We start from the raw sequence: 19539 nt of genomic DNA, 5'->3' as shown, positions 1-19539 counted from the left end.
GATCGACCCGTCCGAGACGCGTGACCGGTGACTCCAGCCCAGAAGACGCGAAGGAGAAACGCATGAACCGTCTCATCGACCGAATGATCGACCGGATCGTCCCGAAGGCCAGGGTGTCCGCCTGCAGCGGCCGGTACTTCTGCAACTCCGCGGGCCGCCCGGGCAAGTGGTGGCGCTTCTGCTGCCCGCAGACCGGCTGCGAATGGAACTACGTGGGTCCCTGCTGATCCGACCGCGGGGACGGTACCGGGCGGCGCCGCACCGCCGCCCGGGCCTCCCACGAGGAATGTCGCAGGCATGCGACATGTGGCGGCGGTCCACGCTGTCCTGCTCGTCCTGTTCGTCCCTGTCTTTGCGGCCTCGGCGGTGTCGAGGCCACGGGACGCGCACCCGGCGGGCCGGCGCTCGTGACCTTCCGTCGTCGGCCGCTCTGGCAGTCGCGGGGGCCCCGCCGGAGCGGCCCCGGTCATTTCCCTCGACGACTTCGTCGACCTGTTCGCGAGGAGTTCCCGATGCCCTACCTTGCCGCCGCCGTGGTGCTGCTCGGCGTACTGTGCCTGCTGAACCTGCTGCTCACGATCGGAATCCTGCGCCGGATGAGGGAGCAGGCCGTTTCCGCGGAGCGGTCCGCCGGGTCGTTGTTCGTCCTGGGACCGGGTTCCTCCATCGGGGAGTTCAGCGCCGTGACGACCAGCGGCGAGCCGGTGTCCCACGACACCCTGGCCGGGGTGGTCGGGTTCTTCTCCGCCGACTGCGAGGCCTGCCACGAACTGCTGCCGCGCTTCGTCGAGCACGCGCGGAAGCTGGGGCGCGAGAACGTGCTGGCGGTGCTCGGCGGCGGCGACGAGGCGGCGGTGGAGGCCCTCGGCCAGGTGGCCCGGGTCGTCGTCGCCGACCTCGACGGCGGGCCGGTGGCGCGCGCGTTCCGGAACACCTGGACACCCGCGCTGTACCTGATCGGCGACGATCACCGGGTCGTCGCCACGGGCGCCCGGATGGAGGAACTGCCCCTCCCGGACCGGCGCGACCGTACCCGTGACCGTGCTAGCGATCATGACGGCGACCGTACCCCTGATCGTGCCCGTGCCCGTACCCCTGACCGTGCCCGTGCCCGTGACAGCGACGGCGACCGCGACGGACACCGCGACCGTGAGCGCGTCGCGGGCAAGGGGCAGCGGTGAGCGGTGATCCGGAGGGGAAGCCGCGCGTCGGCGCGCGGGAACTGCGCGCCTCCCTCTCGGAGGCCGTCTCGCTGATCTGGCGGTCGGGGCCGGGGAACGTGACGGGGTTCCTGGCGATGACCCTGGTCTCGGCCGCCGCGCCTGTCGCGACCGCGTGGCTGACCAAGCTGGTGCTCGACCGGCTGACGGCCCAGCACGGCGAGGTCGGCGGGCTGGCCCTCGGGCTGATCGTCACCGGGCTGGCCGCCGCCGCCCTCCCGGTGACGCTCCGCTACCTGAGGGCCCAGATCGGCCGGTCCGCCGGCCTGGTCGCGACCGAACGGATGTTCGTGGCGACCGAACGCCAGGTCGGCCTGCGCGCCTTCGAGGATCCGGCCTTCCAGGACCGGGTCCGGCTGGCACAGGACGGGACCGGCCGCGTCACCGAACTGGTGGACAGCATCGGCAACGTTCTCGGCGGCGTGCTGTCCCTCGTCGGCTTCGTGGCGTCCATGCTGATCCTCAGCCCCGCGATGACCGTCATGGTCCTCCTGGCCGCCCTTCCCGCGATCGCCGCCGAGCTCCACCTCGTCCGGCGCCGGTCGAGCATGGAGTGGAGCGTCGAACAGTTCCACCGGCGGGAGTTCTTCTACAGCCAGCTGCTCACGGGGGTCGCGGCCGCCACGGAGATCCGCCTCTTCGGCATCGGGGCGTTCCTGCGCGCCCGGATGATGGACGAGCGGCGGTCGGCGAACGCGGCCGTCCGGCGGATGGATCTCCGGGAACTCCGCGCCCAGGGCGGGCTGACGGTGCTGAGCGCGGTGGTGGCCGGGGCCGGCCTGTGGTGGGCGATCACGGCGGCGCGGCGCGGCGAGCTGAGCGTCGGGGACGTCTCCATGTTCCTCGCGGCGGTCATCGGCGTGCAGTCCGCCCTGGGGGTGCTGACGTCGGCCGTCGCCGGGGGACAGGCGCGGCTGCTGGCCTTCGCCCACTACGTCGCCGTCACCGCGGCCGGGCCGGATCTCCCGCGAGCCGAGCGGGGGCACGCGTCACGGCTGCGCCAGGGCGTCGAGCTGCGGGACGTGTGGTTCCGCTACAGCGACGACCACCCCTGGGTCCTTCGCGGGGTGAACCTGACGATCCCCCACGGGTGCGCCGTCGCGCTCGTCGGGCTGAACGGCGCGGGGAAGAGCACGCTCGTCAAGCTGCTGTGCCGGATGTACGACCCGACCCGGGGGCGGATCCTCTGGGACGGCACGGATCTGCGGGACATCCCCCCGGCCCTGTTGCGCGAACGGATCAGCGCCGTCTTCCAGGACCACATGAACTACGACATGACGGCGGGCGACAACATCGGTCTCGGCGACCTGACCGCGATGGGAGATCGGGGACGCCTTGAGGAGGCGGCCACGCGCGCGGGGCTGCACGACAAGCTCGCCGGGCTCCCTCGCGGCTACGACACGCCGCTCACCCGCATCTTCGTGATCGGGAACGACGGGGACGACCCGGTGACCGGGGTCGTCCTCTCCGGCGGGCAGTGGCAGCGTCTCGCGCTGGCCCGCGCCTTCGTACGGAACGGCAGCGATCTGATGATTCTCGACGAGCCCAGCTCGGGCCTGGATCCCGAGGCCGAGCACGAGATCCACACCCGCATGCGGGAGCACCGGCTGGGCCGTACCAGCCTGCTGATCTCCCATCGGCTCAGCGCCGTCCGCGACGCCGACTACATCGCGGTCCTGGACGGCGGGCGGATCACCGAACACGGGTCGCACGACGTCCTGCTCGCGGCCGGGGGCAGCTACGCCAGGCTGTTTCGCCTCCAGGCCGCCGGATACCAGGAGGCCCTGTGACACCCGTCCTCCCGGCCGCCGGGGTGCTGCTGGCCGCCGGCCTGCTGGCGCTCTGGGCCCGTCGCGGCCTCCTGGCCACCACCGTCGACGGCACGAGCATGGAGCCGGCGCTGCGGTCCGGTGACCGCCTGCTGGTCCGCAGGACGAAGCGGGCGCGCGCGGGACAGCTCGTCGTCTTCGTGTGCCCCGACCCGCCGCACGCCGCGGAACCGATGCCCGAGCGGGACCGCCCGCTCCTGATCAAGCGGGTCGTGGCCGTGCCGGGCGACCGGGTGCCCGTCGGGTGGGAGGACCCGGACATGCAGGAGATAGCCGGAACGGTCGTGCCGCGCGGGTCCCTCGTGGTACTGGGCGACAACCGTGAGACGAGCTGGGACTCCCGGTACTACGGTTTCGTGCGCCGCGAGCGGTTCGTCGGCGTCGTGGTCCGGCGCCTGTCCGGCCCGGAGACCGCCCGCGTCGAGCGCGCGCGCCGGGATCCCTCGCACGCCTCGGGCGGGTGAGGGGGCCGCGATACGAGACTCCCGGCCGTCCGGCTCACCGCCACGCCGGCCGGGGAACGCGCCGGCCACCCGGGGCCGCACCCCCGGGTGGCCGGTATGGGCACGCCGGACCCGAGGTCACCCGAGCGGGTGGCCGGCGCGGGCATGCCGGACCCGAGGTCACCCGAGCGGGTGGCCGGTACCCGCTGGGCACGTCGACCCGTCCCAGCGCCGATCATCTTCCCCTGGAACGATCCATATGCGAGCCCCGTCGAAGGGTGCGAGTCTCGTCGGACGAGCCGGAAGGGGGAAGACATGAGCGAGGCCGCGATTCGGCCGAACGAGACGATGGTGCCGCTGATGCCGTGCGCGTCGGTGGAGCGGACCCTGGAGTTCTACGAGACGCTGGGGTTCAAGGCCACGTACAAACAGAGCAGGCCCTACGTCTACCTGGCGCTGGAGTGGAGCGGGGTCCATCTGCACTTCGGCCCGCCGCCCAAGGGGCTCGATCCGGCCCGGGAGGAGTCCGGGGGGTGCCTGGTCATGGTCGACGCCGTGGCGCCGTACCACGCGGCGTTCGTCGCGGCGATGCGCCAGGCGCACGGGAAGGTGCTGGGTTCCGGCCTCCCGAGGATCACCCGCTACCGGCCGGGCGCGTCCCGGTTCACGCTGGTCGATCCGTCCGGGAACTCGATCATATTCATCCAGCGCGACGAGCCGGTCGAGCTGGAGTACGGCGGATCGAAGAAGCTGACGGGCCTGGCCAAGGTGCTCGACAACGCCCGGATCCTGCGCGAGTTCAAGAACGACGACCTGCAGGCCTTCCGGGCGCTCAAGTCCGGGGTGCGCAGGCACGGCGCGGACGCCCCGGTGGCGGAGCGGGGCATCGCCCTGTGCCACCTCGTCGACCTGGCCACGGTTCTCGGCGAGCCCGTCGATCCGTGGGCCGCCGACCTGCGCGCCCTGGAGCTCACCGCCGAGGACAGGCAGCGCGTCGAGTCGGAACTCGGGCATCTTCCCCGGCTGCGGGAGTGGCTTCCCCCAAGCGACCGAAGCGGCTGATCGGGCGGCCGGGGTGCCACGGATAAAGGCGGTGACGCTCAGATCCGTTCGGCGTGGCCCAGGCGGCGGCCGGCGTCGCGGGGGGCGCCGGAGTCCCTCGGGTCCCCCGTGTCCCCGGGATCCGGCGGCGGGTCAGCCCGTACGGCCGCCTCCCGGTGCAGCGGCAGGCGCAGGGCGAACCGCGCGCCTCGCGGGGTGTCCTCGATGAGCAGGGTTCCCTGATGGGCGTGGGCGATGTCGCGGGAGATGGCCAGGCCGAGCCCGCTGCCCCCGGGTTCACGGCGCCGCCCGTCGTCCAGGCGGACGAAGCGTTCGAAGACCCGTTCGCGGTCCTGCGGCGCGATGCCGTCCCCGTCGTCGGTCACCGTGACCACGGCCTGGCCGTCCACGTGCTCGGCGGTGACCTCGATCACGGTGCGGGCGTGTCGCCGGGCGTTGGCCAGGAGGTTGTTCAGGACCCGGATCAGCTGAATCCGGTTGCCCCTGACGTGCACGTCGCGGCCGGCGTGGACGTGCACCGGCACGCCGCCCGTCCGGGCCGCCGCCTCCTGGGCGACCAGCGCGCCGAGGTCGATCGGCTCGTGCGCCACCGGGGTGCCGGAGCGGAGACGGGCCAGCACCAGCAGGTCGTCGACGATCGCCTCCAGCCGTCCGGTGGCCGACAACGCCTCCCGGATGGTCTCGCGGGGGTCGACGTCGTGGGGGTAGAGCATCGCCTCCTCCAGCTGGGTGCGCAGGCCGGTGAGCGGGGTCTTGAGCTCGTGGGAGGTGGTGGCGGCGAACCGGCGTTGCAGTTTCACCGCCTCCTCCAGCCTGGCCAGGGTCTGGTTGATGGTGTGGACGAGCAGCGCGTGCTCGCCGCAGCCGGACGGCTGGGGCACGCGAAGGCTCAGGTCGCTCACCGTGATGTCGGACAGGTGCTCGCGGATCACCCCCACCGGGCGCAGGTGCTTGCCCGCCAGCCGCCAGTTCACCCAGGCGGTGAGGGCCACGCCCAGCAGGACTCCGGCGGCGGTGAGGAGCTGCAGGCGGTAGCCGGTCAGGATGGGCGGCTGTGTCACCCCGGCGTAGACGAAGAGGGGCTCATCGGGCCGGGTCCCGGAGGTCTCCGGCTGGAAGACCCTGAAGGCGGCCAGCATGACGCACTCGTCCCGGCCGGAGCACTCCGTGAAGTCCTGGATCCGGTCGTCGGCGGGGGGCCTCACCGTGCTCAGGGCCGGCCTGCCCGCCGCCGCGGGACTGGCCGCCACCACCCTGCCGCGGGAGTCGACGAGCTGGAGGAGGTCGATGTCCCCCTTCGGGGCCGGCTGTGGCGTGCCGCCGGGCCGGAGGGACCCGCCCCAGTTGACGGCGACCCTCTCCGCCTCGTCGAAGATCTGGGCCTGGACCCGGTTGAACACCAGGAAGTTGATGCCGGCGCCGATCGCGGTGAGGAAGACCAGGGCCAGGGCGGCGATTCCCAGCGTGGTGCGTGCGCGAAGCGAGTACGGACGGAACGCTCCGCATCTACTTGCCACGGCGGCTCTTCTTCCTCTGAACGTGCGAAAGTCGAGGTCGGGTCACCATCGAAGGTAGCCGCCGGGCAAGCAGCCTCGGCACGAACAGCCCATATCAATACCAAAAGCAGACCATTGTATTACCGCAGCTCAAAGGTGCTTTTTGCCGCGCGCCCTCGTGTGGGGGGCCACGGTCCCGTCGTGTCGCGGTTCGGGCCCGTGGTGTTCCCGGGGCGGCGGTCGTCTCCCCGGGGCGGCAGCCGGTCTGACGGAACGAGTCCGTGGGAGACGGGGGCCGGCCCGGTGGGTCAGGATCGTTCGGTGTGGCCCAGGCGGTGGCTGATGTCCAGGGCTCCGGCGATCATGACCGGCGCCAGCTCGTGCAGCCGCTCCTCGCTGAACCGGTAGGCCGGGCCGGACGCGCTGACCGCCGCGACGATCTCGCCGTCGTGGGAGCGGATGGGGGCGGCGACGGCGTTCAGGCCGATCTCGTACTCCTCGACGGTGACGGCGTACCCCCGCTCGCGGGCCTGGCGAAGCTGGCCGTCCAGCGCGTCGGCGGAGGTGATCGTGTTCGGGGTGTACGCCTTCAGGCCCCCGGCCGTGAGCAGCCGGGTGCGGTGCAGGTCGTCGAGGTGGGCGAGCAGGACCTTGCCGCTGGAGGTGGCGTGCAGCGGGGTGAGCTCCCCGACCCAGTTGTGCGTGGTGACCGCCGCCGGGCCGCGTACCTGGTCCAGGTTGACCGCGTAGTGGGAGCGCAGCACGGCGATGTTGACCGTCTCGCCGACCTCCTCGGCGAGGCGGCGGCAGACGGGGCGGCTCTGCTGGGTGAGGTCGAGCCGGGAGGCCACCCCGCCCGCCAGGCGGATGATCCCGAAGCTGAGGCGGTACTTCCCCCGCTCCTCGGCCTGCTCGACCAGCCCGCGCGACTCCAGCGCGCCCAGCAGCCGGAACGCCGTCGACTTGTGGACCGATATCTCCTGGGCGATCTCGCTCACCCCGGCCTCGCGGCGCTCGGAGAGGATCTCCAGGATCGTGATGGCCCGGTCGACGGACTGGACTCCGCCACTGCTGTCGGCGGTACGGCCGCCGAGGGGATCGTTGCCCATGTCGGGACTGTAGGTGCTGGAAGCAACGAATGCCATTTCGGCCGACAATCATCGTTGCGAATGGTGCAGCTTATTGCGCCATTCGCTACAATTTTGATCATTACCTCCTGGTTGAACGAGCCGAACGAGCTGAACTAGGCGAGGCAGACATGTACGACTTTGTCATCGTCGGGGGCGGCTCGGCGGGAAGCGCCCTCGCGAACCGGCTGTCCGCCGACCCCGCCAACCGGGTGCTGGTGCTGGAGGCGGGCCGCCCGGACTACCCGTGGGACGTCTTCATCCACATGCCGGCCGCGCTGCCCTTCCCCATCGGGAGCCGTTTCTACGACTGGAAGTACGAGTCCGAGCCCGAGCCGCACATGAACGGCCGCCGGATCTACCACGCCAGGGGCAAGGTGCTCGGCGGCTCCAGCAGCATCAACGGGATGATCTTCCAGCGCGGCAACCCGATGGACTACGAGCGCTGGGGCGCCGACGAGGGCATGGGGACCTGGGACTTCGCCCACTGCCTGCCGTACTTCAAGCGCATGGAGAACTGCGTGGCCGCCGACCCCGCCGACCCCTGGCGCGGGCGGGGCGGTCCCCTGGTGCTGGAGCGCGGGCCGGTGCGCAACCCGCTGTTCGGCGCCTTCTTCGAGGCGGTGCGGCAGGCCGGGTACCCGCTGACCGACGACGTCAACGGCTACCGCCAGGAGGGCTTCGCCCGCTTCGACCGCAACATCAGCAGGGGCCGCAGGCTGTCGGCCGCCCGCGCCTACCTGCATCCGGTCATGAACCGCCCCAACCTGGAGGTCAGGACGCGGGCGCACGTCACCGGCATCCTCTTCGAGGGCAGGCGTGCCGTCGGCGTCGAGTACGACGGCCGGACGGTCCACGCGGGCGAGGTGATCCTGTGCGGCGGCGCGATCAACACCCCGCAGCTGCTCCAGCTCTCCGGGGTGGGAAACGCCGCCGAGCTGGACGCCCTCGGCGTCGACGTCGTGCACGACCTGCCGGGCGTCGGCGAGAACCTCCAGGACCACCTGGAGGTCTACATCCAGTACGGCTGCAAGGAGCCGGTGTCGGTGCAGCCCGCGATGAGGTGGCGCAACCGGCCGCTGATCGGCGCGCGGTGGCTGTTCCTGCGCAGCGGCCCCGGCGCGACCAACCACTTCGAGGCGGGCGGCTTCGCCCGGAGCAACGACGACGTCGACTACCCCAACCTGATGTTCCACTTCCTGCCCATCGCGGTCCGCTACGACGGCTCGGCGCCCGTGGGCGGGCACGGCTACCAGGTGCACATCGGGCCGATGTACTCCGACTCGCGCGGCTCGGTGAAGATCACGAGCACCGACCCCCGGGTCCACCCGGCGCTGCGCTTCAACTACCTGTCCACCGCCCAGGACCGGCGCGAGTGGGTGGAGGCCGTCAGGATCGCCCGCGACATCCTGAACCAGCCCGCGATGGACGCGTTCAACGCGGGGGAGCTGTCACCGGGCCCCGGGGTCGAGACCGACGAGGAGATCCTCGACTGGGTGGCCAGGGACGGCGAGACCGCGCTGCACCCCTCGTGCACCGCGCGGATGGGCGTCGATCCCATGTCCGTGGTCGACCCGCTGTCCATGCGGGTCCACGGCCTCGACGGGCTGCGCGTGGTGGACGCCTCGGTGATGCCGTACGTGACCAACGGCAACATCTACGCGCCGGTCATGATGGTGGCGGAGAAGGCGGCCGACCTCATCCTGGGCAACACCCCGCTCGCCGCCGAGCACACCGGCTTCTACCGCCACCGCGACGGCTCTCCCCGCTGACCCGCTTCTGCCGCCACCGCGGCGGCCACGGCGCCCTCGTCGGTGGGCATGCCCGGCCCAGGGGGCGACGGCTCCGGCGACCGGGGTCGTGCGTCACCCGCCTAAAGTTGTGTCATGAGCAACGAGCTGGAGAGAGATGGCGCTGCGGTGCAGTCCGTCGACCGCGCGCTGTCCGTCCTGCGGCTGCTCGCCCGCCACGGCGACCTGGGCGTCAGCGAGATCGCCGCGGAGCTGGGGGTCCACCGCTCCACGGCGTTCCGCCTCGTCATGACGCTGGAGCTGCACGAGCTCGTCGAGCAGACCGCCGACCGGGGGAAGTACCGCCTGGGGGTGGGGATCGTCCGGCTCGCGGGCGCCGCGACCGTGAGGCTCGACGTCGTCCGCGAGAGCCGCGCCACCGGCGAGCGGCTCGCGGCGGCGGTCGGCGAGACCGTCAACGTGGCCATCCTCGATCGCGACGAGGCCCTGTACGTCGACCAGATGGCGGGCCCCTCGGCCCTGCAGGCCCACAACTGGGCGGGGCGGCGGGTGGCGCTGCACGCGACGTCCAACGGCAAGGTGCTGCTGGCCCACGCCCCGAGGGAGCGGTTCGAGCACCTGGCCGCCGGGCCGCTGCGCCCGTTCACCGACCTGACCGTCACCGACGCCGGGCTGCTGCGCGAGGAGCTCGACACCGTCAGGAGGCGCGGGTACGCCACCGCCGCCGACGAGCTGGAGATCGGCCTGACCGCGGTGGCGGCGCCGATCTTCAACGTCGAGGGCGCTGTCGTCGCCTCGATGAGCGTGTCCGGGCCGACCTTCCGGCTCCCTCCCGAGCGGCTCCCCGCGGTGGCCGAGCAGGTGATGGCCGCGGCGGGCGAGGTCTCCTCACGACTGGGCTGGCACGCCAATGAGGGTGGCAAAGCCTTGACTGCGTGAGCGATCAGGTCGATTCTGTTCCTCGTTAAGCATTTCGATGCGTCATACGCAACGAGTCGTGCGTTAACCGGAAGGGCGGCCGTTCGTGGCAGATCTCTACCTCGGTGGCACCTGGAGGGATCCCGTCGCGGGCGGCCACCGGGAGATCCGGTCACCGGCCGACGGCGGCCTCGTGGCGACCGTGTCGGAGGCCACCCGGGCCGACACCGAGATCGCGATCGCCGAGGCCCGCGCGGCGTTCGACGAGGGCACCTGGGCCGCCACCCCCGAGCGCGAGCGCGGCGCGCTGCTGCTGAGGGTGGCCGACCTGCTCGAACGGGACGTCAAGGACGTGGCCAGGGCCGAGTCGCTCGACACCGGCAAGCGGCTCGTCGAGAGCGAGTACGACGTCGCCGACGTGGTGGCCTGCCTGCGCTACTTCGGCGGCGTCGCCGGGACCGACGCGGGCCGGGTGGTCGACACCGGCCGCGACGACGCGATCAGCCGCGTCGTCCACGAACCGGTCGGGGTCTGCGGCCTCATCACCCCGTGGAACTACCCGCTGCTGCAGGCCTCCTGGAAGGTCGCCCCCGCGCTGGTCGCGGGGAACACCTTCGTCCTCAAGCCAAGCGAGCTCACCCCGTCCACCGCGATCCTGTTCATGCGCCTGCTGGAGGAGGCCGGGCTGCCCCCGGGCGTCGGCAACCTCGTCCTCGGGGCGGGCGCCGAGGCCGGAGCCCCGCTGGCCGAGCACCCCGACGTGGACATGGTGTCCTTCACCGGCGGCCTGGCGACCGGCCGTACGATCATGGCGTCGGCCGCGGCCACGGTGAAGAGGGTGGCGCTGGAGCTCGGCGGCAAGAACCCCAACATCGTCTTCGCCGACGCCGACGTGGAGACCGCCCTCGACTTCGCCCTCACCGCCGTCTTCCTGCACTCCGGGCAGGTCTGCTCGGCCGGTGCCCGCCTGCTGGTCGAGGACTCCCTGCACGACACCTTCGTCGACGAGCTCGTACGCCGCGCCGCCCGCATCCGCCTCGGCGGCCCCTTCGACCCCGAGGCCGAGACCGGCCCGCTCATCTCCGCCGCGCACCTGGCCAGGGTCGAGGCGTACGTCGCGTCCGGCGTCGCGGAGGGCGCGGTGCTGCGCTGCGGCGGGGAGAGACTCCCCGGCGAGGGCCACTTCTACCCGCCGACCGTCCTGGACGAGTGCCACCGGGGCATGCGGGTGGTCCGTGAGGAGTCCTTCGGCCCCGTCCTCACCGTCGAGCGCTTCGGCGACGAGGACGAGGCGGTCCGCCTCGGCAACGACACCGACTACGGCCTGGCCGGGGCGGTGTGGACGCGGGACGCGGGCAAGGCCCAGCGGGTCGCCGGGCGGCTCCGGCACGGCACGGTCTGGATCAACGACTACCACCCCTACGTCCCCCAGGCGGAGTGGGGCGGGTTCAAGCGGTCGGGCATCGGCCGCGAGCTGGGCCCGGCGGGCCTGGCCGAGTACCGGGAGACCAAGCACGTGTGGCAGAACGTCCGCCCCCGCCCGCAGCGGTGGTTCCGCAGCTGACGGACGACCCCCCCGTCCCCAGACGACCCGTGAGGTGGTCATGACCATGACGTCACCGACCCAGCAGGCGCGGCCCGGAGCCGCCGCGCGGAACGAGGACCGGGCCGTCCTCGACGTGCGAGGTCTCTGGAAGGTCTTCGGCCCGCGTCCGGACCGGGTCGTCGGGACCCCGCTCGCGGAACTCTCGCGGAGCGAGCTGAGGGCGAGGACGGGCTGCGTCACCGCCGTCCGCGACGTCTCCTTCACCGTGCGGCCCCAGGAGGTCTTCGTCGTCATGGGCCTGTCGGGCTCGGGCAAGTCCACCCTCGTACGCTGCCTGACGCGGCTCGTCGAACCGACGGCCGGAGAGGTCCTGTTCGACGGCGAGGACATCCGCAAGGCGGGCGACAGGCGGCTGCGCGAGCTGCGCCGCCACCGCTTCGCCATGGTCTTCCAGAACTTCGGGCTGCTGCCGCACCGGCGGGTCCTGGACAACGTGGCCTACGGGCTGGAGATCCGCGGCATGCGGAAGGAGGCCCGCTACGAGCGGGCCAGGGAGATGGTCGAGCTCGTCGGCCTCTCCGGTTCGGAGGACTCCTACCCCGACCAGCTGTCCGGCGGCATGCAGCAGCGCGTCGGGCTGGCCAGGGCCCTCGCGGTCGACCCCGACGTGCTCTTCTTCGACGAGCCGTTCTCCGCGCTCGACCCGCTGATCAGGCGGGACATGCAGAACGAGGTCATCCGCCTGCACCGCGAGGTCGGCAAGACGATGATCTTCATCACGCACGACCTGAGCGAGGCGCTCAAGCTCGGCGACCGCATCCTCATCATGCGCGACGGCGAGCTCGTCCAGACGGGCACGCCGGACGAGGTCGTCGGGGCGCCGGTGGACGACTACGTGCGCGAGTTCGTCAGCGACGTGCCCCGCTCGAACGTGCTCACCACCCGCTGGATCATGCGCCCGCCCCGGCCCGACGAGCCGCTGGACGGCCCCGAGGTCGGCCCGGACGTCGTCGTACGCGACGTCGTGCACACGGTCCTGCGCGCGGCGCGCCCGGTGAAGGTCGTCGAGGGCGGCGAGCTGCTGGGGGTCGTGACGGCCGAGGAGGTCCTCGGCGTGCTCGCCGAACCCTCCCCGGCCGGAGCTTCCGGCAAGGCCGCCGAGCGATCCTCTCCGGACGAGGTCTCCGGTGAGCCGTCTTCGGACGAGGTCTCCGGCGAGCCCGCCGAACCGTCCGCGGAGAGGACCCCCGGTGGGGCCGCCGAGCCGTCTCCGGACGCGCCCCCCGGCGACCGGGGCGAGCCCGGCGGGCCCGGTGAGCCCGGCGATTCCGGCAAGCCCGCCGGGTTCGATGGGTCCGCCGGGTCCGGTAGGTCCGGGGGGCAGGGGTGACGGCCACCCAGGCCACGCCGGCCGGTGGCCTGCGGCGCCTGCCCGCCTGGCCCCGCCGTTACCTGCTCGCCGCCGTCGTCGCGGCCTGGGTGCTGATCTGGGTGTTCGTCCAGGGCCGCGACACCCTCCAGCTCGGCGGCGCGGAACTGACCCCGCTGCACGTGAGCGTCAACGAGGCCAGTGAGGTCATCGACAACAGCAGGAACGAGAACCCGTTCTTCCTGTACTTCGTCAACTACATCCGGCTCTTCCTCGACGAGTCCGTCACGTTCGTCCAGGCGCTGATCAGCCAGCCGTCCTTCGGGCGGCCGCTGCCGGTCGTCGGCTGGCTGGGCGTGGTCGCCGTCGCCACGGCGGTCGCGCTGCTGTGGGGCAACGTGCGGGTCGCCCTGCTGACCGCGGCCGGCTTCGCCTCCTTCGGCCTGCTGGGCCTGTGGCAGGAGAGCATGGACACCCTCGCCCTCACCCTGGCCGCCGTCGTGCTCTCGCTGCTGATCGGCATCCCGCTCGGTATCTGGGCCGGGGTGAACGACCGGTTCAACCGCCTGGTCACCCCGCTGCTCGACTTCATGCAGACGATGCCGACGTTCGTCTACCTCGCGCCGCTCACCCTGTTCTTCCTCATCGGCCCCGCGAGCGCCACCGTGGCGACCGTCATCTACGCCGTCCCGCCCGCGATCCGCATCACCGCGCACGGCATCCGCGAGGTGCGGCCCGCGACCCTGGAGGCGAGCACCTCCCTGGGCTCGACCGCCTGGCAGTCGCTGAGGAAGGTACGGCTCCCGCTGGCCAAGCGGACCATCGTCGTCGGCGTCAACCAGACCATCATGGCCGCGTTGTGCATGGTCACCATCGCCGCGCTGATCGACGCCCCCGGCCTGGGCAAGACCGTCGTCAAGGCGCTGGAGACCCTCGACGTCGGCAGCGCCTTCAACGCGGGACTGGCCATCGTCGTGATGGCCATCGTGCTCGACCGGGTCACCTCCGCCGCCGGGCGCCGCGTCGAGGCCCGGCACCGGGCCGGACGCCCGCGCGGACCCGGCCGCCGCCGCGCGGAGATCGGCGCGGTCCTCGCGGTCACCGGCGCGCTGGTCTACCTCTCCCACGTCTACGTGTGGGCCGCGGAGTTCCCGAGCGAGGCGAACGTGGGGCGCTACGTCCGCCAGGGGGTCGACGCGGCAACACTGTGGGCGCAGGACAACCTCGCCGTCTACACCGGCGCGTTCAGGAACGCCGTCTCCTACGGCCTGCTCAACCCGTTCGAGGCGCTGCTCACCGGCTCGCCATGGTGGCTGGTGGGCGCCGTGCTCGTCGCGTTCGCCGCGATCCTGGCGAACGTCAGGGTCGTGCTCGTCACGGCGGCGTGCGTCGCCCTGCTCGTCGCGCTCGGCCTGTGGCAGGACAGCATGGTCACGCTCGCCTCGACACTGGTGGCCACCGTACTGGTGATGATCCTCGGGGTGGTGCTCGGCGTCTGGATGGGACGCAGCGACCGCGTCGACCAGCTGGTGCGGCCCGTCCTCGACGCCGGGCAGACCATGCCGCCGTTCGTCTACCTGGTGCCGATCCTCGGCCTGTTCGGCGCGACCCGGATCACCGCCATCATCGCCGCGGTCGTCTACGCCGCCCCGGTGGCGGTGAAGCTCACCGCGGACGGCATCCGCGGCGTGGCGCCGAGCGCGGTGGAGGCCGCCACGGCCGCGGGTTCCAGCACCTGGCAGCTCATCACGAAGGTGCAGCTGCCGATGGCGCGCAGCGCGCTCACCCTCGCCGCGAGCCAGGGGCTCGTCTACGTACTCGCCATGGTCGTCGTCGGCGGCCTGGTCGGCGCGGGCGCGCTCGGCTACGACGTGGTGGCGGGCTTCTCCCAGCTGCAGCTGCGCGGCAAGGGGCTCGCCGCGGGCGTGGCGATCGTCGTACTCGGGATCATGCTGGAGCGCATCACCAGAACGGCGGCGCGGCGGGCCGACGCCGAGGCGCACGGCGCCCGCTGAGCGGCACAGAGAAGCGGAACCGAACACGGCACCCAATACAGGAGGACCTGGTGACAGTTTCGAGGATCGGGCGACCGCGGGCGGTGGCGCTGCTGGTCGCGACCGGCCTCCTCGTCTCCGCGTGCGGCGGGGCGAAGGTCGGCGAGAGCGACGGCGGGGCCGCCCCGGCCGCCTCGGGCGCGGACGGGAAGAAGGCCTGCGGCGCGGTCAACATCGCCATCAACCCGTGGGTCGGGTACGAGGCGACCGCGGCGGTCATCGCCCACGTGGCCGAGAAGGATCTGGGCTGCTCGGTCACGAAGAAGGACCTCAAGGAGGAGGTCGCCTGGCAGGGCTTCGCCACCGGCGAGGTCGACGCCATCGTGGAGAACTGGGCCCACGACGACCTGAAGAAGAAGTACATCGACGACCAGAAGGTCGCCGTCTCGGCGGGCCCGACGGGCAACAAGGGCGTCATCGGCTGGTACGTGCCGCCGTGGATGGCCGAGAAGTACCCCGACATCACCGACTGGAAGAACCTCAACAAGTACGCCGACCTGTTCAAGACCTCCGAGTCGGGCGGCAAGGGGCAGCTGCTCGACGGCGACCCCTCCTTCGTGACCAACGACGCGGCCCTGGTGAAGAACCTGAAGCTCGACTACAAGGTCGTCTACGCGGGCAGCGAGGCGGCGCTCATCACCGGCTTCCGGCAGGCCGAGAAGCAGAAGACCCCGATGCTCGGCTACTTCTACGAGCCGCAGTGGTTCCTGTCGGAGGTCAAGCTCGTCAAAATCAAGCTGCCCGAGTACACCGAGGGCTGCGACGCCGACGCCGAGAAGGTGGCCTGCGACTACCCGCTCTACGACCTCGACAAGATCGTGAGCAAGAAGTTCGCCGACTCCGGCAGCCCGGCGTACGACCTGGTCAAGAACTTCACCTGGACGAACGAGGACCAGAATCTCGTGGCCAAGTACATCTCCGAGGACAAGATGACGGCCGAGGAGGCCGCGGAGAAGTGGGTCGCCGACAACCCCGACAAGGTGAAGGCCTGGCTTCCCACCTCCTGAGCGAGCTCGCCTCACAAGCGAGATGTCACCGGTTCGAATCCAGTGGTTCTCACCAGCCAACCGCCCCGTTCCTGATCTTCGGAACGGGGCGTGAGTGACCAACCGGGTGACCAGGGCCTGTTCCGAGTTCGGATCTTTGGGCGGGGTCGAGGCTTCGGATCCACAGGATGGCGCCGCGTATGTGGAGCCCGGCGATGTGGGCTGTCGGCGGCTTGGCCGGGAGTAAGCGGAAACGACAGCGGACGGCAGTGCCGGACGGTACCGCGCGGCACAACCTCACGATCTGAACCCAGGACAGCCCTTAGTCGTTGTCCTGCTCGACGGCGTTCCACAGGAAGGCGCTGCTGCCGGTGATCTGGCTGCTGCGGGAGTCGAACGTCGCCGGGCCGTTCACCGCGTCGTCGTCCTCGGCCGCCGTCACGGTGAGAGGTTGAGGGACGTCCCAGTTGTCCGGGGTGAAGGTCAGCGGTGGTCCGGCGGACAGGTCCGTGTCGCCGGAGACCCGCGCGGTGCCCACGATGACGTTGCCCGGGGGCTGCTGGCTGAGCCGTACCTGGACGCCGGCCGTGCCGCCCTCGGGCACCGTGATCCTGGTGGGGGAGAGGAGGATCCGCAGCCTCGGGGGGGAAGGCGAGGGGCTGGGTGATGGGGTGGGACTCGGCACCACCTTGACCGTGCACGGCACGCCGTTGAGGGCGAAGTCCGTCGGCGGCGGGTTGCTGCCGGTCCAGGTTCCGTTGAAGCCGATGCCGAAGGTCCCTCCGGAGCCGATCGACCCGCCCCACGCGGGATTTCTGGCGGTGACCTGCCGGCCGCTCTGGCTCCACTGCGCGCTGAAGCCACTGGTGATCCGCTGGGTGCTCGGGAACGTGAACGTCAGCGCCCAGCCCGAGATCGGGTCTCCGGTGTTGGTGATGTCGATGAAGGCGGTGAAGCCGCCCGACGAGGTGCCCCAGCTGTGCGAGGTATAGGTCACAGCGCAACCGGCCGCCGCCTCGGCGGAGGTGGCCGTGCCGCCCATGACGGCCCCGGCCGCGAGCAGCGCGGTGGCCGCGGCCGACGTCAGAACCCTGTTCCGTGACAAGCCCTTACCAAGTCCCACGAATGATCATCCTCCCGTGAGCCGCCCCGTTGAGCCACCCTGTTGGCCGCCGCCCGTTCGCGCCGGCGGTTCCAGGTTCGGACGGTTCTCGGAGGATGTACAGACACCGTTGTCGCCCGTACGGTCATCGCCTCCCCGAGTCGGTGTGAGGCTTGGGAAAGAACCTTCGAGACCTCGGGAAACGCCGCCCTCGCGCCCGCTGTCCAGGTGGGGACGGCAAGGCGGAGCCGGATGAAAGATTCACCCGAAACCGCACCCGTGCTGCCCGCACGATGTGGCGCTGCACCAGGAACGCGATACCGCCGAGCGCTGCGTCAACCGGACGAAGGAGTGGCGGGGGCCGGATCTGCTTCCGATAGATCGTCTTCGTGACCACCGTGTTCCGAGCCGGCTTGTTCATGGTCTTTTTGATCCTCTGGTGATCAACTGGAGCACCAGTGGCACCGCTGTCATCGCTGCCCCCGCTTCCGTTGCCTGAGTGGAACTGATCAAAACCGCCCTTCTCGTTCTTGCCGGAGTCGGCATGATGGTCGGTGGTGGTGCGGCTGCAACCACGGATCGTAGGAAAGATGCCTCCGGCGGGGGCACTTCGGCTCCGGGATGATCGACATTCCGGCCGTCTCTGAGTTGTCGCCTCTCCGGGGTGGGACGAGGCAGACGGGAAGGTCAGGCAGGACCGGTGGTGTTTGCGGCGTCGCTCCAATAATCTAAGCGCGTCCTGATCTCCGAAAGGTGTGAAGTGCGCATACTTGTCACAGTTATTGCGGCTACGGCATTCCTGGTCGGTTGCACTCCCAGCGGCGGTAACGTGCCTGAGGCAAAGCGTGCCACCAGGACGACGATGTCAGGTGCGTCCCAGACCCTCGTCGACATTTCGCAAGGCGTCAAGACCAAGGTTCTACTGCACCATGTGGAAGAGCAGGGGCTGGTCTCCACCTGGAGCGCGGACATAGAGGTAGGAACGTCTTTCCGGCTCGCCACCGACTGCGTCGGCGCGGATGGGACGATGATGATACGAGTCGGAGGAGGCCAGTTCCCTCGACGATGTTCGACCGGTCCCGGCGACATACGAACCAGCACGATTCCCAATAGGGTGGAAAATCGCCGCATCAAAGTAGAGGCGCCACCTGGTGCCAAATGGGCCGTTCTCATCGCGCAGCCTTCGAAGACGGATCATTAACAGCGGAATGATCTGGCGGACGGTCATGCCGTCGTTCGGTTTCTATTTCCTGGGTCCGCAGACTCTGATTTTTCCGGCTTGATGTGCCGTCTGCTGAAAACACGGCGATATGGATCCCTCCAGATCCCACGTCGCCATACCCGTTCTAACGGGAACTTCCGGAGAGCGGGGCCGTCCAGATCGCCCGTGCCTCATTGATCGGCCAGGGAAGGGGCTCTTGGACCTGACGGCCACTGTCGAGTTGGAGGGTTCGCCGGATGAACGCTCCGCCGGAGACCTCACTGTTCATCCATGACCGGCACATGCCTGTGGGCCGGTTGGTCACGGCCGTCGGGCGACCGGCCCACAGCACTCATGGAACACGCGCTAGGTGGCGTCCCGCTGGTCCAGCCACTTCAGAATCGCCTGGTTGGTTTCTTCGGGCTTTTCTTGCTGGATCCAATGACCGCAGTCCAGGCTGACCACTTCCGCATCGGGTACGAAATCTGTCAGTCTTTCGAACTTCTGGATCACATCCCGGTCGCCGTAGATCATGAGTGTGGGCTGTTGGACGATCGGGTTCACGTCCGCCAGCAGGTGCCAGTTGCGGTCAAGGTTTCTGTACCAGTTCACACTGCCCGTGAACCCCGTCGATTCGAAGGCGGAGATGAAAACGGCCAGTTCGCCGTCGCTCATCAGGGGCTCACCGAGTGGTGTCTCCGCTCTGGCGAGGTCGATCAACGACATACCCGGCCGAGGCTCTCTGGGAGGCTCGTTCTTCCGGTACAGGTTGCGAAGGAACTGAGATGTGTTCTCCTCGAACACGGCGTCCGCGACGCCTGGCTGCCGATTGAAGTGGACGAAATAGAAGTCGCCGCCAAGCACGTCTTCCATGAACTCGATCCAGGGCTTTTCCCCGCGCTCCTGGTAGGGCAGGCTCAGGTTGATCACTTTGTTCACCCGGTTCGGATGCAGCAGGGTCAGTCCCCAGACGACCATCGCCCCCCAGTCGTGACCGACAAAGGTGGCGTCTTCGTACCCGTAGTGATCGAGAAGTGCGATGAGATCACCCGACAGGTGTTCGATGTCGTAGTCAGTTACCTCGGCCGGACGGGATGAGTTGCCGTAACCCCGCTGGTTCGGGACGATGACGTGATGGCCCGCCGCGGCGAGGGCGGGCATCTGGTGGCGCCAGGAAAAGGCATGCTCCGGCCAGCCGTGACAGAGCACAATGGGTTTTCCCGCATTCTGCCGCCCGGCTTCGAAGACTTCGAGTTCCACACCGTTGACGGAAACAAGGGTGGGCTCGGGAAAATCGGTTGGATCAAACATCGTATTTCCTCTTTATTTTTTCGGGGTGATCAGGGAGCGAACGTGCCCGAAGACAGCGTCGGCGCACCCCTGACAAGCCGAGGGGCGTTCGCTCGCGGTCGGCCTCGCCGGTGAGGTCGTGTCA

General features: G+C 70.2%; 15 protein-coding genes. 11 read left to right on the top strand and 4 right to left on the bottom strand.

Annotated features, from left to right (window positions below; all coding sequences use genetic code 11):
- Window positions 1-62 precede the first annotated feature (62 nt).
- The 5 genes from ACFYWM_RS35925 to ACFYWM_RS35905 all read left to right on the top strand — a co-directional run bounded on the left by ACFYWM_RS35925 (window position 63) and on the right by ACFYWM_RS35905 (window position 4554).
- Window positions 63-227 (top strand): hypothetical protein, encoded by a 165-nt coding sequence (locus ACFYWM_RS35925; RefSeq protein WP_389923379.1) that lies wholly within the window; start codon window positions 63-65, stop codon window positions 225-227.
- A 285-nt stretch (window positions 228-512) separates the two neighbouring features.
- The gene (locus ACFYWM_RS35920; RefSeq protein WP_389923377.1) at window positions 513-1181 is read left to right on the top strand and encodes a hypothetical protein; all 669 of its coding nucleotides are present in this window, start codon (window positions 513-515) and stop codon (window positions 1179-1181) included.
- Complete coding sequence (locus ACFYWM_RS35915; RefSeq protein WP_389923374.1) at window positions 1178-3010, top strand: ABC transporter ATP-binding protein; 1833 nt, start codon at window positions 1178-1180, stop codon at window positions 3008-3010. The genes ACFYWM_RS35920 and ACFYWM_RS35915 overlap by 4 nt, the downstream gene beginning before the upstream one ends.
- Window positions 3007-3513, top strand: a complete 507-nt coding sequence (locus ACFYWM_RS35910; protein ID WP_389923371.1) for a S26 family signal peptidase — start codon at window positions 3007-3009, stop codon at window positions 3511-3513. The genes ACFYWM_RS35915 and ACFYWM_RS35910 overlap by 4 nt, the downstream gene beginning before the upstream one ends.
- A 294-nt stretch (window positions 3514-3807) precedes the next feature.
- Window positions 3808-4554, top strand: a complete 747-nt coding sequence (locus tag ACFYWM_RS35905) for a glyoxalase (protein ID WP_389923369.1) — start codon at window positions 3808-3810, stop codon at window positions 4552-4554.
- A 38-nt stretch (window positions 4555-4592) separates the two neighbouring features.
- On the opposite strand, the gene ACFYWM_RS35900 is transcribed toward ACFYWM_RS35905, so the two are convergent.
- On the bottom strand, window positions 4593-6071 hold the full coding sequence (locus ACFYWM_RS35900) for a sensor histidine kinase (protein WP_389923366.1): 1479 nt from the start codon (window positions 6069-6071) through the stop codon (window positions 4593-4595).
- Between the two features lie 287 nt (window positions 6072-6358).
- Window positions 6359-7159: an IclR family transcriptional regulator gene (locus tag ACFYWM_RS35895; RefSeq protein ID WP_389923364.1), complete on the bottom strand. Its 801-nt coding sequence runs from the start codon at window positions 7157-7159 to the stop codon at window positions 6359-6361.
- A 149-nt stretch (window positions 7160-7308) separates the two neighbouring features.
- Here ACFYWM_RS35895 and betA point away from each other — a divergent pair, with 149 nt between their 5' ends.
- The 6 genes from betA (at window position 7309) to ACFYWM_RS35865 (ending at window position 15822) form a co-directional block, all read left to right on the top strand.
- Window positions 7309-8949, top strand: coding sequence for a choline dehydrogenase (betA, locus tag ACFYWM_RS35890; protein WP_389923361.1), 1641 nt, complete (start codon window positions 7309-7311; stop codon window positions 8947-8949).
- 114 nt (window positions 8950-9063) lie between these two features.
- Window positions 9064-9867, top strand: coding sequence for an IclR family transcriptional regulator (locus ACFYWM_RS35885; RefSeq protein WP_389923358.1), 804 nt, complete (start codon window positions 9064-9066; stop codon window positions 9865-9867).
- Window positions 9868-9952: 85 nt separating this feature from the next.
- A complete protein-coding gene (locus ACFYWM_RS35880) occupies window positions 9953-11410 on the top strand; it encodes an aldehyde dehydrogenase family protein (protein WP_389923355.1) in 1458 nt (485 codons plus the stop codon).
- Window positions 11411-11450: 40 nt separating this feature from the next.
- The gene (locus ACFYWM_RS35875) at window positions 11451-12782 is read left to right on the top strand and encodes a glycine betaine/L-proline ABC transporter ATP-binding protein (protein WP_389923352.1); all 1332 of its coding nucleotides are present in this window, start codon (window positions 11451-11453) and stop codon (window positions 12780-12782) included.
- A complete protein-coding gene (locus ACFYWM_RS35870) occupies window positions 12779-14776 on the top strand; it encodes an ABC transporter permease (RefSeq protein WP_389923349.1) in 1998 nt (665 codons plus the stop codon). The genes ACFYWM_RS35875 and ACFYWM_RS35870 overlap by 4 nt, the downstream gene beginning before the upstream one ends.
- A 50-nt stretch (window positions 14777-14826) precedes the next feature.
- Entirely contained in the window at window positions 14827-15822 is a 996-nt protein-coding gene (locus ACFYWM_RS35865) for an ABC transporter substrate-binding protein (RefSeq protein ID WP_389923346.1), read from the top strand.
- A gap of 301 nt (window positions 15823-16123) precedes the next feature.
- Here ACFYWM_RS35865 and ACFYWM_RS35860 read toward each other — a convergent pair whose 3' ends face one another.
- The gene (locus ACFYWM_RS35860; RefSeq protein ID WP_389923343.1) at window positions 16124-16924 is read right to left on the bottom strand and encodes a cellulose binding domain-containing protein; all 801 of its coding nucleotides are present in this window, start codon (window positions 16922-16924) and stop codon (window positions 16124-16126) included.
- A 1546-nt stretch (window positions 16925-18470) separates the two neighbouring features.
- Window positions 18471-19415, bottom strand: a complete 945-nt coding sequence (locus ACFYWM_RS35855; protein WP_389923340.1) for an alpha/beta fold hydrolase — start codon at window positions 19413-19415, stop codon at window positions 18471-18473.
- Window positions 19416-19539 lie beyond the last annotated feature (124 nt).

It is taken from the genome of Streptosporangium sp. NPDC002721 (genome assembly GCF_042888905.1).
Classification (GTDB): Bacteria; Actinomycetota; Actinomycetes; order Streptosporangiales; family Streptosporangiaceae; genus Streptosporangium.
Note: the sequence above shows the minus strand (reverse complement) of the source record. Positions and strands in the feature narration are given on the sequence as shown.

Excerpts from the sequence above, each read along its gene's own strand:
- ACFYWM_RS35855 (WP_389923340.1), bottom strand. The coding sequence starts at position 19,415 with ATGTTTGATCCAACCGATTTTCCCGAGCCCACCCTTGTTTCCGTCAAC.
- ACFYWM_RS35920 (WP_389923377.1), top strand. The coding sequence starts at position 513 with ATGCCCTACCTTGCCGCCGCCGTGGTGCTGCTCGGCGTACTGTGCCTG.
- betA (WP_389923361.1), top strand. The coding sequence starts at position 7,309 with ATGTACGACTTTGTCATCGTCGGGGGCGGCTCGGCGGGAAGCGCCCTC.
- ACFYWM_RS35895 (WP_389923364.1), bottom strand. The coding sequence starts at position 7,159 with ATGGGCAACGATCCCCTCGGCGGCCGTACCGCCGACAGCAGTGGCGGA.
- ACFYWM_RS35925 (WP_389923379.1), top strand. The coding sequence starts at position 63 with ATGAACCGTCTCATCGACCGAATGATCGACCGGATCGTCCCGAAGGCC.
- ACFYWM_RS35905 (WP_389923369.1), top strand. The coding sequence starts at position 3,808 with ATGAGCGAGGCCGCGATTCGGCCGAACGAGACGATGGTGCCGCTGATG.
- ACFYWM_RS35875 (WP_389923352.1), top strand. The coding sequence starts at position 11,451 with ATGACCATGACGTCACCGACCCAGCAGGCGCGGCCCGGAGCCGCCGCG.
- ACFYWM_RS35885 (WP_389923358.1), top strand. The coding sequence starts at position 9,064 with ATGAGCAACGAGCTGGAGAGAGATGGCGCTGCGGTGCAGTCCGTCGAC.